Consider the following 12,575-nt stretch of genomic DNA (forward strand, 5'->3'; position numbering starts at 1 on the left):
AGAGGATCGCGATCCGCTTGTGGTCGGTGGTGAGGAGCCAGGAGCGGACGCTGTGACCGTCGGCGAGGTAGCTGACCGGTAGGCGCAGGTCGAATTCGTCCGGGTCGGCGAGGCCCGTGGGGCTGGCGGTGGTGCTCATGGGGAGCCTCCGGCTTCATCTCCCTGCCCAGCAAAGGGGCGAGGGGTGGGGCTGGCGGCGCTCACGGCCGCACCCCCGGTCCCGCCGGGGCGGGAGAATCGAGCACCGGCGCGCCCGGCACCATCGCGGGGCTGCGCTCGCGTACCCCGCCGGGGACGTTCGAGCGGACCTCCGGCGTCCCGAGCTCGCGTACCACCGCGGGCTCCGAGCCGAGCGCGCGGAGATAGGCGGTGATCGCCTGGATCTCGCCGTCGTCGAGAAGGCCGGCATAGCTCGGCATGACGGGTGCGTAGCCCGCCACCACGTCGCGGCTGGGCTGGAGGATCGAGTCGCGGATGTAGCCTGCGTCGGCAGTGGCGAAGCGGCCGCCTTCGAGGGGCACCGGGCGCTCCCAGATTCCCGCGAGGCTCGGCGCGTGCACGGCTGAGCCCGGGGCGTGGCAGCCGGCACAGCCGCGCTCCGAGAACAGGCGCTCGCCCTGGTGGGCGAGGTCGTCGCCCTCCGGCTGCGCCGACAGCCAGCGCGCATAGGCTTCCGGCTCCATCACGATGACCCGGCCGAGCATCCGGGCGTGGTCGGTGCCGCAATACTCGGTGCAGAGCAGGTGGAAGGTGCCGGTCTTGGTCGCCTGGAACCACGTCTCGGTCTGCTGGTCGGGCAGCACGTCGCGCTTCAGCCGGAAGGCCGGCACGAAGAACGAGTGGATCACGTCCTGCGAGGTCATGATCAGCTTGACCGGCCGGTTCACCGGCACGTGCAGCTCGTTGATCTCGCGGGCGCCGTTCGAGGCCTGCGTCTTCCACATCCATTGCTTGGCGACGACGTGGATCTCGATGGCGTTCGGCGGCACCGAGTAGGCACCGATCTCCGCCGAGGCGGCCCACCAGAAGATGAAGACGAACAGGAAGATCGTCGCGACGGTCCAGCCGATCTCGAACTCGCGCGAGACGATCTCCGGCAGGGGATGGCGGTTCACCGTCGAGCCGCGCCGGAAGCGGATCGAGAAGACCAGCAGCAGCCCGATCACCAGGCCGAGGATCAGGACCGATGCGATCGTCAGTCCGAGGAAGATCCGGTCGGTCAGCACCGCCTGGAGAGAGGCCGTCTCCGGCATGAGGCGGCCGAACATCAGCGCACCTCCTCCGGGGAGGCGGCGACGGTGCCGGGCGGCGGCAGCGGGCTCGCGGCGCTGCCGCGGCTGCCCAGAGGCGGGACGCGCTCCGGCTGGAGCGGGGCGGCATAGGCCTCCGCCCCGCGCTCGGCGAGACGCCGCATCGCCTCCGCCACGGGCATGCGGGCGATGCCGTGGGCCCGGTCGACCCACGCATACGTCTCCAGGCGCCGGCGCTGGTCGGCGAGGAGACGGACGAGGTCGGCCTGCGGCGCGCGTTGCAGGGCGGGGCCGGCGAAGGTGCGGGCCGGCTCGGTGTTGGGGCTGGTGATGACCGTGTCGCGGTAGACGCGCAGGGCCACGAGCGTCACCGCGACGAAGACCACGATGAACAGGCCGGTGAGCAGCACCGGCTTCAAGCGGATGTCGGGCGCTTCCGGTGGCCCCTCGGCATGGCCGACCACGTCGTCGCGCACCGGAGAGGAGGTGTCAGGCATGCCCGAGCCTCCCTCCGAACCGGGCGACGAGGCGCAGGCTGAGGAGCGCGACGACGACGAGGCCGGTGAGCCACAGGCCGGCGGCGACCGCCGCTCCGTCGGCGTCCGCGCCCCAGGCCGGCACGACCAGCCAACAGAAGCGCAAGACGAGTCCGACGAGGACCAGGAGGCCGACGAGCCGCAGGCCCCCCGGGCTGCGGCGCACGGCCCCGACGAGCAGGAACAGGAACGGGACGAGGCCGCCGGTTGCCACGGCCGCGCCGATCAGGCCTGAATAGGGGCCGGCCTCCCGCCGCAGGTAATAGGCGGCGTTCGGCGGCAGGTCGCCGTACCAGGCGACCACGTAGGACATCAGGCCGATGTAGAGCACGCCGAGCAGCGTCGCGAGGAGCAGGTTGGCGAGGTCGGGCGCGGTCTCGGCGTCGAGCCCGCTCGGGCTCACGACGGCGGCGAGCGCCAATGCGGCGAGAAGCTGGTGCAGGGCGATGCCGGCGCCGAAGGCCGAGGAGGTGAAGCGCGGCTCCAGCGACAGGATCCAGTCCACCGGCACGAGGCTGATGGTCAGGCCATAGAAGGCGAGGCCGAGGCCGGCGACGAGGCGGGTGCAGCGCCCCGCCAGGACCAGCCCGGCCAGCAGCGACCAGCCGAGGAGCGTGATCGCCCCGCGGACCGCGAACAGGGCCGTGTTCAGGTAGAGGGACGCGACGTCGGGCTTCACCGTGCCCGGATCGGCGGCCCAGGGGTAGAGGAGCGGGAGCGCGACCACCACGCCGAGGAAGCCGAGGGCGACGAGCGGCAGCAGGGCCGCGGCGGGACGGAGGCACGGCGCCAGCGCCTCGCCCCAGCGCCCGCCGGTGATGCGGTGGATGAGCAGCAGCACCAGGCTCCCGGCGGGGGCGGCGCCGAAGACGATCCAGGCAAGGAGCCAGCCGCGGGCAAGGGCCTCGGTCACGGGCGCTCCTCCGGGATCTTCTCCGCCAGGCCCGGCAGCTCGGCGACCCGGGCCCCCTGGGAGAGCTGGAGGGCGCGGATATAGGCGGCGATCGCCCAGCGATCCCGCGGCTCCACCCGGTTGGCGTAGCGATACATCGTGCCGTAGCCGTTGGTGATGACGTCGACGAGGGTGCGGGCCGGCGCCGCCCGCAGGCGGTCCTCGTGGTAGGAGGGGGGCCTGGGGAAGCCGCGGGCGACGATCATGCCGTCGCCGTGGCCGGTGAGCCCGTGGCAGGGGGTGCAGATCGCCTCGTAGCGCTCGCGCCCGCGCTGCAGCAGGGCGGCATCGACGGGAGGCGGATCGGCCAGGGCCGCCTCGTCGGCCAGCGCCCCCTGCTGCACCGTTCCGTCCGGGGGTGTGCGGGCCGCGGCGCCGTCGGCCCAGAGAGCGGCGCGGCGATAGACGTCGTAGCGCTTCTGCTGCGACATCGACAGGTCGTCGCAGGCGGTCAGCAGGAGCAGCGCGAGAAGGAAGGGCCGGCCGGTCACGGGTGGGTCTCCGCGACCAGCCCGGCCCCGGCCTCCTCGAGGAGCCGACGCAAGGCGGCCGGGTCGCCCTTCGGTGCGACCAGGAGCAGGAAACGGTCCTGGCTCGCCCGCTCGAATTGCGGCATCACGAACAGCGGGTGGTGCAGCCGCGGCAGACCGCAGGTGACGAGGAGCCCCGCGAACCCCGCGATGGCGGCGGCCAGCACGCCCACCTCGAACGGCACCAGCAGGAAGACCTGCCAGCTGTGCAGCGGCCGGCCGCCGGAATTCAGCGGGTAGTCGTGGACGGCGCTCCACCATTGCAGGGCGTACATCGCGGCCGCCGCACCGAAGCCGGCGAGCGCCATGGCGGGCCGGATCCAGCGCGGGGCGGGGTCGAAGGCCTCGGAGAGTTCTTCGAGCGGGAACGGCGTGAAGGCGTCGATGGCACGGTGGCCCTCGCTCTTCGCGCGGCGATAGGCGGAGACGAGGGCGTCGGGGGTCTCGAACTCGGCGAGGAGGGGCGTGGTCATGGGCACACTTCCCAGGACGAGGAGCGCCAGCCGCCACGATCCCTCCCCCCTCCGCGGGGGAGGGGGGAGGGATGGCGCGTCCGGCATCCGTGACCCATCATGCCGCCCCCTCGTTCCGCGCCAACTGCCGGACCTCGTGCATCGAGACGATGGGCAGCAGCCGCGCCAGCATCAGGAACAGGAAGGCGAACAGCCCGAGCGGTCCCACCAGGATCGCGACGTCGTAGAGGCTGGTGTGGTAGGTCCGCCAGAGCGTGACGGCGTGGCCGTGCGAGAGCGTGTTCCAGACGATCAGGATCCGCTCGAGCCACATCCCGACATTGATCAGCACCGAGATGATCGCCAGCCACCACAGGTTCCGCCGCACCCTGCGCCACCACAGGGCCTGCGGCGCGACGCAGTTGCAGAACAGCAGCGCCCCGTAGAGCGGCGCGTAGTCGCCGGTGAAGAAGTAGCCGACGACGGTGCGGTCGGCGTGCTCGCCGCCCACCCAAGCGGTGAACCACTCGGTGGCGTAGGAGAACGCCATGACGATCGACGCGAACAGCATCACCTTCGCCATGGCATCGAAATGGGCCGGCGTGATCATCGCCTGGAGGTTCAGCCCCCAGCGGACCAGGATCGCCAGCACGACAACCATGGCGAAGCCCGAGAACATCGCGCCGACGACGAAGTAGGGTGGGAAGAGGCTCTCCTGCCAGCCGGGCATCAGGCTCGCGGCGAAGTCGAGCCCGACGATCGAGTGGACCGAGCAGACGAGCGGCACCGCGAGGGCCGCCATGGTGAGGTGGTAGGTCTCGTAGGCGCGCCAGTGCCGGGCGGAGTTGCGCCAGCCGAGCGCCAGCGCGCCGTAGATCACCCGGCCAGCCCGCGTCCGTGCGCGGTCGCGCATGGTGGCGAGGTCCGGCAGCAGGCCGGTGTACCAGAACAGGGCCGAGAACAAGAGGTAGCTCAGGATCGCCCAGAAGTCCCAGACCAGGGCCGAGCGCCATTGCGGCCACAGATCCATGGTGTTCGGGTAGGGCGCCAGCCAGTAGGCGTAGAGTGGCCGGCCGAGATGGATGATCGGGAACAGCCCCGCGATGGCGGCGGCGAACAGGGTCATCGCCTCGGCGAAGCGGTTGATCGAGGCGCGCCAGCGCTGGCGCGTCAGCAGCAGCATCGAGGAGATCAGCGTGCCGGCATTGCCGATGCCGATCCACCAGACGTAGTTCGCGATCGAGAAGCCCCAGACCACGGTGGTGTTCACCCCCGAGAGCCCGATGCCGACGGTCAGCACCGCCCCGATGGCGCCGAGCGTCAGGAGGACGAAGGGCAGGGTGCACAGGAGCGCGATGACCCAGGCGCGGCCGAAGCCCTTGCGCTGGATCGGATCGGCGACCGCCGCCGAGATCGCCCCGTACCCGAGGCGCTCGGCGTCGATCAGCGAATGGGGCTGCCCGCTCACGTCCGGTCCTCCCGGACGGGGTTGCGCAACTCCGCAAGGTACGTGGTGCGGGGCCGGGTGTTCAGCTCCTCCATCAGCGCGTAGTGGCGTGGGTCGTTGCGCTGGGTCGCCACGAGGCTCCCCGGCGCGTTCAGGTCGCCGAAGCGGATCGCCCGGGTCGGGCAGGCGGATTGGCAGGCCGTCGAGACCTCGGCCATCGGGCGTCCGTCGCGCTCGGCCGCCTGGCGCTCGGTTGCGATGCGCTGGACGCAGTAGGTGCATTTCTCCATCACGCCGCGGGCTCGCACCGTGACGTTGGGGTTGCGCTGCGCCCGCACCGGCTCGGCGCCGAGGCTGGCGTATTCCTGCCCGTCGGCGTAGCCGAAGAAGTTGAAGCGGCGCACCTTGTAGGGGCAGTTCGCCTCGCAGAAGCGGGTGCCGACGCAGCGGTTGTAGACCTGGAGGTTCAGCCCCTCGCCGTCATGGACCGAGGCCGCCACCGGACAGACCGGCTCGCACGGCGCGTGCTCGCAATGCATGCACGGCACCGGCTGGAACCCGGCCTCGATCCGTTCAGGCTTGCCCGCATCGTAGATGTCGACGCGCAGCCAGTGCATCATCCGGCCGCGGGCGATCTCCTCGGGACCCACCACCGGCACGTTGTTCTCGGACTGGCAGGCGATCACGCAGGCGTTGCAGCCGATGCAGGCCATGGTGTCGATCACCATGCCCCAGGCATGGCTGTCGGCATCGCCCGCCCAGGGTTTCAGGAGCGTCGGCTGGTCGGACCCGGTCCCCTTCGGTGCGACGGTGGCGAGCGCCGCGAGGTCGAGGCGCGGAAACAGCCTCGAGGTCTCGCCCTCGATCCGGGTATAGTTCTGGGTCCGCAGGATCTCGCGCCGCTCGTCGAGGGGCGTGAGGCTCACGTCGCGGATCAGCCGCCCCGTGCTGCCTTGCGTCAGCCGGTAGCCGTCGACCCCGACGCCGTTGCCGATCTGGCCGGCCCGGGCCCGGCCGTGGCCGAGGCTCAAGCCCGCCACCCCGTCGGCGACGCCCGAGGTCACCGCCACCGGGGCGACGAGCGAGGTGCCGCGCACCGTCAGGCTCACGGTCTGCCCGTCCTTCACCCCGCGCCGTGCCGCCTCGGCCTGCGAGAGGAGCAGCGCATTGCCCCAGACCTGCTTCGTCACGGGGTGCGGGCATTCCTGCAGCCAGGCATTGTTGGCGAAGCGCCCGTCCCACAGGACCGGATCGGGGGTGAGGAGGAGGGTGAGGTCGCAAGGGGCGGGCGCCGGCGGCAGGGCCGGCAGGGTGGGCTCAGGCAGCGCGGCGGCGGCGGCGGTGTCCGGGATCGTGCCGTCGTGCAGGCAGCGGCGCCACCAGCCCTCGAAATCGGCGTCCTCCGGGCGCCGGTGCTGCTGCCAGCGGCCCCGCCATGTCTCCCGCACGATGTCGTAGCCGCGCCGCATCTCCTCGCCGGTGAGGAGAGCCAGGATCTCGTGCACCGAGCGGCCGCCATAGAGCGGGCGCACCAGGGGCTGCACGAGGCTGGCGGTGCCGTCGGTCGCCCGCAGGTCGGACCAGGTTTCGAGGTCGTGGGCGAGCGGCAGGTGCCAGTGCGTCCCGCCCGCAGTCTCGTCGGCATGGGTGCCGACCTGGACGCTGAACGCCACCCGCCGCAGCAAGTCCGAAAATCCGAGATCGGCCGGCGCGGTCTGGACCGGGTTGGCGCCGAGGATCGCCAGACAGGAGACCCGCCCCCCCGCCATGTCGTCGCAGAGATCCGCGAGGGTGCCGGGCGCGTGGTCCGGCAGGGCGTCGGGCGGCGCGATTCCATCGACGGGGGCCGAGAGCTGCGCGTTGAGCCAGTGGGCGAGGGCGTGGAAGTCCGGTGCCAGCGCCTCGCCGACGAGCACCACGGCACGACCGTGATGGGCGCGCAGGTCCGTCAGGATGCTGTCCGCGAAGCGTCGCTCGGAGTCGGGCAGGGCGGGTTCGGGGAGGCCGGCTCCAAAGCCGTTGGCGAGATGGACGAGAACGGCGCTCGTCACCGGCGGTGGCACGGCGCGGCGGGCATCGGCCTTGATGCCGGTGAGGCTCGGCAGGCTCTCCGCCACGAACAGGCGGCCGAACCGGGAGGGATCACGCCGGCGCTCCATCAGCGCGGCGGAGAGCCGGATCTGGTCCGGTCCCGGCCCGAGGGGATCGGCCTCGAGGCAGACCACGATCTCGGCCCGGTCGAGCCGGGGCAGCCCGCGCAACGGACGCCCGAAGGCCAGGGCGGCGCCGGCCCGGGCGTTCACGTCGTCCAAGGGCTCGTGGACGTGCCAGGCGGCCTCCGGCATCGCCTCCCGCAGGGCCGCGATCTGGCGCAGCAGCGTCGGCGAGGTGATGCGGCCGGTCAGCAGCCGGAAGCCCGCCCCGCGCCGCGCCCGCGCCTCGGAGAGGGGGCGGGCATAGGCCTTGCCGAACGCCTCCCAGGAGGCGATGCCGGCGACCCGCTCGCTCGGAGCCCGGGACCGGTCGGGGTCGTAGAGGTCGAGCACGGCCGCTTCCAGGAACACGTCCGTGGCGCCGCGGCTGCCGGGATGGAGCGGGTTGCCCTCGATCTTGATCGGCCGCCCGTCGACTGCGATGGCGTGCACGCCCCGGGCCCAGCCGGAGAGGGGGAGCGCGGTGGCGTAGCGCGCCGGCACTCCGGGCAGGAGCTGCTCGGGCTGGCGGACGTAAGGCAGGATCTCCTCGTCCGGCCGGGAGCAGCCGCCGACCGCGAGCGCGATGCCGGCACCGAGCAGGCGCAGGGCCTCGCGGCGATGGAGGCCGGTCAGCGGTGGCATATCGAGCACTCGCTGAGCCGCACCGGCGACTTCACGTGATAGGCGGCGGCGAGGCGCACGCCCTGCTCCGCCTGGTCCTCCGGCGGCGTCCAGGTCATGTCGAAGATCGCTTCGCGCGGGCGCAAGTTCGGCGCGGGATCCCGATGGCAATCGAGGCACCAGCCCATGGTCAGGAGCGCCACTTGCCGCACCAGCTTCATGGTCTGGATCGCACCGTGGCAGGTCGAGCAGCCGACGCCCTTGGCGACGTGGACCGAGTGGTTGAAGTAGACGTAGTCCGGCAGGGCGTGGACCCGGCGCCAGACCAGCGGCCGCCCCTCGGCGAGACTGGTGCGGACGGGCGCCAGCATCGGCGCGTTGGTCCAGATCTGCGAGTGGCAGCTCATGCAGGTCTCCGTCGGCGGGATGCCCGCGAAGGCGGCTTTCTCGACCGAGGTGTGGCAGTAGCGGCAGTCGATCCCGAGACCACCGACATGGTGCTCGTGGCTGAACGGTACCGGCTGCTCACGGGTCACGTCCTGAGCCGTGGCGTAGGGTGAGCGCCACAGCGTGGTGGCCAACCCGACCGCGAGGACCGGAACGACGGCGATTCCCGCAAGAACCACCCGCGCCAGGGTGTCGGCGCCGGGACGAAAGATCTGCGCCATTCCGCTTGCAGTCTCGCTCCTCGACCCCCGAGCGGCGTTCGTGAGCCGCATCCGTTTCCATATACCCTGTGTATATATGTATGTAGGTTCCATCACCGGGAGCGAGGAGCCGCCGCTGCGGCTGCGAAGGCGCCGGGAACCGGCGACCGGATAAGCCGGGGGAATGCCTGATGCGCCCGTCTGCAGATGCCCGCGCCGGCGGTACGGCGACGGCGCTCAGCCTCTCGGGGAACGAGGCCGCCGACTTCGCCGGCGGTACCGCGCTTCTCGACCTGATGAAGCCCGACGTGCTGCACACGGTGCGCCTCGTCGCCATCAATCCCCTGCGGGCCGAGCACGGCAGCGTCGGGGCGGACGGATCGGGCCTCGTGCTCGGGGCTCGCCCGGATGAGCGAGGCCGCCGATCATCCGGCGATCGCCCGCGACGGCCCGGCGATCCGCGGCGCCCTGGTGCAGGCGGCGAGCGCGCAGCGGCGCAACATGGCGACGCTGGCCGGTCCTCTCTTGCAGCGCACCCGCTGCCTCGACTTCCGCGACCGCGGCTGGCAGACCTGCAACAAGCGGCCGGACGTGACGGCTTGCGCCTTCGTGGCGTAGTTCGTGGAAGTCCGTGTCCCGTCACTCACCCGCGAGATTCGGGTGCCGCGGCTGCTCGGCGCCTTAGCGACCGGGTGGATCGTCGACCCGGTCGCGGCCCACAGCCAGTCCATGGTAGGGGTGATCTGATACGAGTTCCGGACGATTCCTTCCGGAACTCGTCTCAGCAGCCCGCGCGGCGCCCGAGCGAAGCCGGTTTTCGCATTGCTGAGCGATCAATCGGGAATCGTATGAGGCCTGTCGGCGGCTTTGCTGGAGAAGACCGAGATCGCGGAGACTGCCGCGCGTTACATCAACGACAATCTCTCCGAGTACCATCACCAAGGGACCGGTGCCCTGGACCAGGGAGGCCGAGCGCGGGGCGCGGTCCACAATCAGGCAGGCGAGAAGACGCCGGCTCTGGGATCGCTCCGGTGGACGGCATTCCCCCTGAAGGCGGCCAACCCGCACGCTGATGGTGATGCGGTCGGAGGGCTGCGCGATCGACCAAGAGACCGGGTGGGACGATCACATCCGGGGCAGGCCGCGAGCCATGGCAGGATCTCCGACGGCCAAAGCCGAGATCCATCAACCCGCCTGCTTCGAAAGTGCGGCAGAGCCCCGCCGGCCGCCGCCGAGCGGAGCTTTTTCTGGTGCGGGTTACGCCCGCCGTCGAACCGCCTCCGCGCCGGATCGCGCCGTCGGTGCAACCCAGCGCGGCAGAGCCGGCACGGAGAGGTCCACCCGCAGCGCGACATCCCCCCGGCGTCCCTCCCACAACGCGGGCGGCAGCACCGCTGAGCCGTCCGTCCAGCGCGTCCCTCCATCGACCGACTGCCAGCCCTCTCCCAGCCGCGGGTCATCGAGGGTGATCCGAGCGCCGTCGATCGTCAGGCTTGCCACCGGCAGGCCGAGGCGCCGATCGTCGGTCGAGCGCGGCAGGACATGGGCCGGCACGCTGGTCTCGGACATGAGGCGCACGTCGCGGGCGCCGGCAGGCAGGACGAAGCGGATGGCGAGGCCGTCCACATCCGCCGTGATCGCGCGACCATCGGCGATGAGGTGAAGGTCGGCCAGCGGGTCCTCGACCAGGCGCCAGCCGAGCGCCAGCGCGCGGTCGCCGAGGCGGGCGCGCACCAGATCGACCAGAGGCCCGTCCTCGTGGAAAGGCCGGCAGAACGGCAGCGGACCGGCAGGGCGCGTGTCGGGCGCGGCCCCGAGATCGGTCGTTCCGGCGTTGGCGAAGAAGCGGCGGTTGCCGCAATCAAGATAGCTCTCCGCGGGCAGACCTTCGGCGAACAGGATGTCGTGGCTGTCGAGCTCGACGTGCCAGTAGGTCACCTTCTCCACCGGGATCTGTGTCACGGTGGTGCCGTTGACGAGGCGGCAAGCCGGGATGAGCACCTCGCCCAGTACATCGACGCAGACGGCGTGAGCCGGCGAGAGGAGAAGGTCTCGTTCCGGGCGATTGTCGCCGAACGCATCTTTCGCGATGCGGACCGGGAGCAGATCCTTGCGTCCCCGGCAGGCCATCGTGCGATGACCGAGCCAGCGCACCGGCCGTGGAGCCCCCGAGGTGGTGACGGCCTGGTCGCCGATCTGCAGGTCCTCGATCGCCATGTCGGCCGGCAGACCCTGCCGGATCACGCGGATGCGTGTGCCCGCGGTGAAGCACACGGTGACGGACTGGTCTTCGAAGCGGAGGGACTGGAAGTTGGTCAGCGTGTCGGTGACGCCGGTGGGCCGCGCGGCCAAATTCGCGCTCGCGGTGCGCGTCACGATCGTCGCGCCGTTCGCCTGGGCGATGGTGTAGTCGGCCCGGCTGCCGGAGAAGACCGCCGTGTTGGTGCCGCCGCCGCCGTCGATCGTGTTGTTCTTGCCCAGGTTGACGGTGCAGACGTCGTCGCCCGCGCCGCAGAACACCTTCTCGATATAGGTCTTGTCGTAGATCGCGATGTTGTTGGTCATCCCGAAGGCACTGCTGTAGGTGCCCGAATTGAGGTTCAGGGTCGCGGCCTGGTTGCTCCGGGAGAGGTCGAGGGCGTTGCCGCTCGCAGCCGTGCCGTAGAGGGTCAGGACCGGATTGGTGTTGACGGTGAAGTCGAAATACGGCTTGAGGCTGCCGGTGATGGTGGTGTTGTAGCCGAAGGTCTGCGCGGTGTTCAGCGGACCGTTCGTCTGGGCCCCGTAGAGGCGCTGGATTGCGTCGATGTCGAGCGGCATCCAGGTGGTCGCGTAATTGTCGATGCCGCCTGTCGTCCAATTCGTCGAACCGACCGGGCTGGCATAGGCCCCTGCTCCGTGAGGGCTGAAGTACGACATGATCGACGAGATCTGGTTGTCGTAGGGGCCGAGCTGCTGGTCGGGCGTTTTGGTGCCGTTGTATGGCCCGCCATGCCCGAGCCCGAGGGCGTGACCGACCTCGTGCAGCGTCGTGCCGACACCGAAACCCCCGCTCTGGAAATCGCCGAGCGCGCCGTAGCCGCTGGCCGGCCGTGAGCCGTCGCCGATGTCCATCGAGATGAGGACGTTGTTGCCGATGGGCGGCGTGATCGTGCTGGTGCCGACCGCGTGCGGCTGCGAACTCGATTCTGCGAAAGCCTCGCCCTGCGTGTTGCGGCTGAAGGTGAGGTTGGCGTTCGAGGCCGTGCTCGTCAGCTGAAAGGAGATGTTGGCGACGGCGGACCACATGCTCAGGCTGGAGGCCAGGGACTCCTGCTCCCCCGCATTCCAGTTCGCGCTCGGATCGAAGTAGTAGTTGAGGGTTCCGCCGCCCGTCCCGGCCGCGTTGGTCGGTCCCCAGTGGAACTGCTCCGACACGCGGCCGTACCCGTCCGGAGTGTTGCCGTCGTAGGTTGCGAAGGCCGTACCCGCAAGGGTCCCGTCCGCGTTCACGCCGGAGATGAACGTGACTTCCTGGTCGCGGGTCGTGGCTGAAGCGGTGGCCATTCCTGGGATTCCTGATCTTCTGTCTGCTTGCGGAAATGCTGCAATGCGGCAGACAGGACGAGTCCTCGGGCGCTCTGGAAAATCCTTCGCACGCCTCAGCGTCGACTATCATATGACAGGATGTTCTTGCCTTACGGAACGTCTCAATCGATGAACCGACCGTCTCAGGTCCGGTCGCTCGACGAGTCTGGCCGCGACTGTGTCTTCCCTGCCACGCTTTGGTTCGCATCTCCGATATCGGCCGGGTGGGGGCGTCGCGTAGCGACTGACGGTCATGATCGAAAGGTCTCGTTCCCCGAGCGATGCCGTTCACGTCGCCTCGGACGATGGCCGAGTGCGCCCTGTCATACCCTCGCGCCTTCGCATCGACGCGTCGATGCGAAGGCGACCGGCGCATCA

The 12,575-nt window shown here is 70.6% G+C and carries 10 protein-coding genes; 1 reads left to right on the forward strand and 9 read right to left on the reverse strand.

Annotated features, from left to right (window positions below; translation table 11 throughout):
* Positions 1–200: 200 nt before the first annotated feature.
* From coxB to MFF64_RS35655, 8 genes are all read right to left on the reverse strand, one after another.
* Positions 201–1,268: a cytochrome c oxidase subunit II gene (gene coxB, locus MFF64_RS35620; protein WP_238193756.1), complete on the reverse strand. Its 1,068-nt coding sequence runs from the start codon at positions 1,266–1,268 to the stop codon at positions 201–203.
* Positions 1,268–1,747 (reverse strand): hypothetical protein, encoded by a 480-nt coding sequence (locus MFF64_RS35625; protein ID WP_238193757.1) that lies wholly within the window; start codon positions 1,745–1,747, stop codon positions 1,268–1,270. Before MFF64_RS35625 ends, coxB begins: the two co-directional genes overlap by 1 nt.
* On the reverse strand, positions 1,740–2,699 hold the full coding sequence (locus tag MFF64_RS35630) for a hypothetical protein (RefSeq protein ID WP_099901251.1): 960 nt from the start codon (positions 2,697–2,699) through the stop codon (positions 1,740–1,742). The genes MFF64_RS35625 and MFF64_RS35630 overlap by 8 nt, the downstream gene beginning before the upstream one ends.
* The gene (locus MFF64_RS35635; protein ID WP_238193763.1) at positions 2,696–3,169 is read right to left on the reverse strand and encodes a c-type cytochrome; all 474 of its coding nucleotides are present in this window, start codon (positions 3,167–3,169) and stop codon (positions 2,696–2,698) included. The genes MFF64_RS35630 and MFF64_RS35635 overlap by 4 nt, the downstream gene beginning before the upstream one ends.
* Before the next feature lie 56 nt (positions 3,170–3,225).
* Positions 3,226–3,741, reverse strand: a complete 516-nt coding sequence (locus MFF64_RS35640) for a DUF3341 domain-containing protein (RefSeq protein ID WP_238193758.1) — start codon at positions 3,739–3,741, stop codon at positions 3,226–3,228.
* A gap of 97 nt (positions 3,742–3,838) precedes the next feature.
* Complete coding sequence (gene nrfD, locus MFF64_RS35645; protein ID WP_238193759.1) at positions 3,839–5,188, reverse strand: NrfD/PsrC family molybdoenzyme membrane anchor subunit; 1,350 nt, start codon at positions 5,186–5,188, stop codon at positions 3,839–3,841.
* Positions 5,185–8,004 (reverse strand): 4Fe-4S dicluster domain-containing protein, encoded by a 2,820-nt coding sequence (locus tag MFF64_RS35650; RefSeq protein ID WP_238193760.1) that lies wholly within the window; start codon positions 8,002–8,004, stop codon positions 5,185–5,187. The genes nrfD and MFF64_RS35650 overlap by 4 nt, the downstream gene beginning before the upstream one ends.
* Positions 7,992–8,651 (reverse strand): cytochrome c3 family protein, encoded by a 660-nt coding sequence (locus MFF64_RS35655; protein ID WP_099900713.1) that lies wholly within the window; start codon positions 8,649–8,651, stop codon positions 7,992–7,994. Before MFF64_RS35655 ends, MFF64_RS35650 begins: the two co-directional genes overlap by 13 nt.
* Before the next feature lie 387 nt (positions 8,652–9,038).
* Between MFF64_RS35655 and MFF64_RS35660 the strand changes: the two genes are divergently transcribed.
* Complete coding sequence (locus MFF64_RS35660) at positions 9,039–9,248, forward strand: FAD binding domain-containing protein (RefSeq protein WP_238193761.1); 210 nt, start codon at positions 9,039–9,041, stop codon at positions 9,246–9,248.
* A 639-nt stretch (positions 9,249–9,887) separates the two neighbouring features.
* Here MFF64_RS35660 and MFF64_RS35665 read toward each other — a convergent pair.
* Positions 9,888–12,176 (reverse strand): Hint domain-containing protein, encoded by a 2,289-nt coding sequence (locus tag MFF64_RS35665; RefSeq protein ID WP_238193762.1) that lies wholly within the window; start codon positions 12,174–12,176, stop codon positions 9,888–9,890.
* Positions 12,177–12,575: the final 399 nt, after the last annotated feature.

This window comes from Methylobacterium frigidaeris (assembly GCF_022179185.1).
GTDB classification, from domain to species: domain Bacteria; phylum Pseudomonadota; class Alphaproteobacteria; order Rhizobiales; family Beijerinckiaceae; genus Methylobacterium; species Methylobacterium frigidaeris.

What these genes read in the sequence shown, in the direction of transcription:
- MFF64_RS35640 (WP_238193758.1), bottom strand. Translation starts at nt 3,741, where the DNA reads ATGACCACGCCCCTCCTCGCCGAGTTCGAGACCCCCGACGCCCTCGTC.
- MFF64_RS35665 (WP_238193762.1), bottom strand. Translation starts at nt 12,176, where the DNA reads ATGGCCACCGCTTCAGCCACGACCCGCGACCAGGAAGTCACGTTCATC.
- MFF64_RS35660 (WP_238193761.1), top strand. Translation starts at nt 9,039, where the DNA reads ATGAGCGAGGCCGCCGATCATCCGGCGATCGCCCGCGACGGCCCGGCG.
- MFF64_RS35650 (WP_238193760.1), bottom strand. Translation starts at nt 8,004, where the DNA reads ATGCCACCGCTGACCGGCCTCCATCGCCGCGAGGCCCTGCGCCTGCTC.
- MFF64_RS35655 (WP_099900713.1), bottom strand. Translation starts at nt 8,651, where the DNA reads ATGGCGCAGATCTTTCGTCCCGGCGCCGACACCCTGGCGCGGGTGGTT.
- MFF64_RS35625 (WP_238193757.1), bottom strand. Translation starts at nt 1,747, where the DNA reads ATGCCTGACACCTCCTCTCCGGTGCGCGACGACGTGGTCGGCCATGCC.
- MFF64_RS35635 (WP_238193763.1), bottom strand. Translation starts at nt 3,169, where the DNA reads ATGTCGCAGCAGAAGCGCTACGACGTCTATCGCCGCGCCGCTCTCTGG.
- coxB (WP_238193756.1), bottom strand. Translation starts at nt 1,268, where the DNA reads ATGTTCGGCCGCCTCATGCCGGAGACGGCCTCTCTCCAGGCGGTGCTG.